This window comes from Albidovulum sp., assembly GCF_049646345.1.
Classification (GTDB): Bacteria; Pseudomonadota; Alphaproteobacteria; order Rhodobacterales; family Rhodobacteraceae; genus Albidovulum.
Map to the genome: position 1 here is coordinate 1 of NZ_JBARVQ010000048.1, position 1766 is coordinate 1766.

Below are 1766 nucleotides of genomic sequence, written 5' to 3' on the forward strand. Positions count from 1 at the left end.
AGGCGCACCGCGCGGCGGTCGAACCGCATCTGGTATCGCGCGCCAATGCCGTCATGCACATGCCATTCCGCATCGCCGAATACACCGATTTCTACGCCAGCCGCGATCACGCCTTCAACGTCGGTACGATGTTCCGAGGCCCGGAAAACGCGCTGCCGCCAAACTGGCTGTCGATCCCGATCGGCTATAACGGCCGCGCCTCGTCGGTCGTGGTTTCGGGCACCGATGTCACCCGTCCATGGGGTCAGTTGAAAGGCCCTGACGACGACCTGCCGAAGTTTGGCAAATGCGCGCGGTTCGATCTGGAACTGGAATTCGGTGCCATCCTGGGCGTGCCATCGTCTGGCATGGTCAGCGTGGCCGAAGCCGACGAGATGATCTTTGGCTATGTGCTGCTGAACGACTGGTCGGCGCGTGACATCCAGGCATGGGAGTATCAGCCGCTGGGCCCGTTCCAATCCAAGGCGACCGCGACCACGATTTCCCCCTGGATCGTCACGCGCGCCGCGCTGGCGCCCTTCCGCACCTCGACGCCGAAACGCGAACGCCCGCTGCTGCCGTATCTCAAGGAACCCGGTCCGATGCTTTATGACATCGAACTGGAAGTCGGGCTGGCTCCGGAAGGCAAGGACGAAACCATCATCGCGCGCACCAACTATAGCCGGATGTATTATTCCGCTGCGCAGCAACTTTGCCATCACACCACATCCGGATGCGCGATGCGCGTTGGCGATCTTCTGGGTTCCGGTACGATTTCGGGGCCAGACAAGGACATGCGCGGCTCGCTTCTGGAACTGAGCTGGGGCGGCAAGGAGCCGTTATCGCTCGACAGCGGCGAAAGCCGCAGCTTTCTCGAAGACGGCGACACGCTGACACTTCGCGGCCATGCCCAGGGCGATGGCTTTCGTATCGGATTTGGCGACTGCACCGGCAAGATCCTGCCCGCAGTCGCATTGCCCGCCTGGGCAAAGGATTAAGGAGAGAACACATGGCAAAGGCATTCGCATCCGCAGGCGACATGGAAGACAAGAAGGTGAGTTTCACGGAAGTCGGAGAGGGGCTTTACGCCTTCACCGCTGAAGGCGACCCCAACACCGGCGTCATCATCGGCGACGAAAGTGTAATGATCGTCGAGGCTCAGGCGACCCCGCGCCTGGCGCGCAAGGTCATCGACTGCGTCAAAAGCGTGACAGACAAGCCGATCAGCCATGTGGTTCTGACCCACTACCACGCGGTCCGCGTGTTGGGGGCCAGCGCCTATGGCGCCCGCGAGGTGATCATGTCCGACGTGGCCGCCGCAATGGTCGAGGAACGCGGGCAGGAAGACTGGGACAGCGAATTCGACCGCTTCCCGCGCCTGTTCCAGGGGCACGAGGAAATCCCCGGCCTGACCCGGCCCACCACCACCTTTAGCGAAAGCATGACCGTCTATCTGGGCAAGCGCCGGGTCGACATTATGAAACTGGGCCGCGCCCACACTGCCGGCGATGCCGTAATCTGGGTTCCGGATCAGGAAGTGATGTTCACCGGTGATATCGTCGAATACCACAGCGCCTGTTACTGCGGCGACGGGCATTTCAATGACTGGGAAGAGACGCTGGCAAACATCGCCGCCTTTGGCCCCAAGGCCATCGCGCCAGGTCGTGGCGATGCGCTGCTGGGTACAGAAATGGTGGCCAGGGCCATCGCCGCGACGGCCGATTTTGTCAACTCCACTTACAAGCCCGTCGCAAAGATCGTCGCCCGCGGCGGATCGCTGAAAGAGG

General features: G+C 62.0%; 2 protein-coding genes. Both read left to right on the top strand.

Annotated elements, in window-relative coordinates; translation table 11 throughout:
* The coding region (gene fahA / locus WBB85_RS01250) for a fumarylacetoacetase (RefSeq protein ID WP_432636810.1) at positions 1–977 on the top strand (977 nt) is incomplete at its 5' end.
* An 11-nt stretch (positions 978–988) separates the two neighbouring features.
* On the top strand, positions 989–1766 hold a 778-nt coding region (locus tag WBB85_RS01255), incomplete at its 3' end, for an MBL fold metallo-hydrolase (protein WP_432636811.1).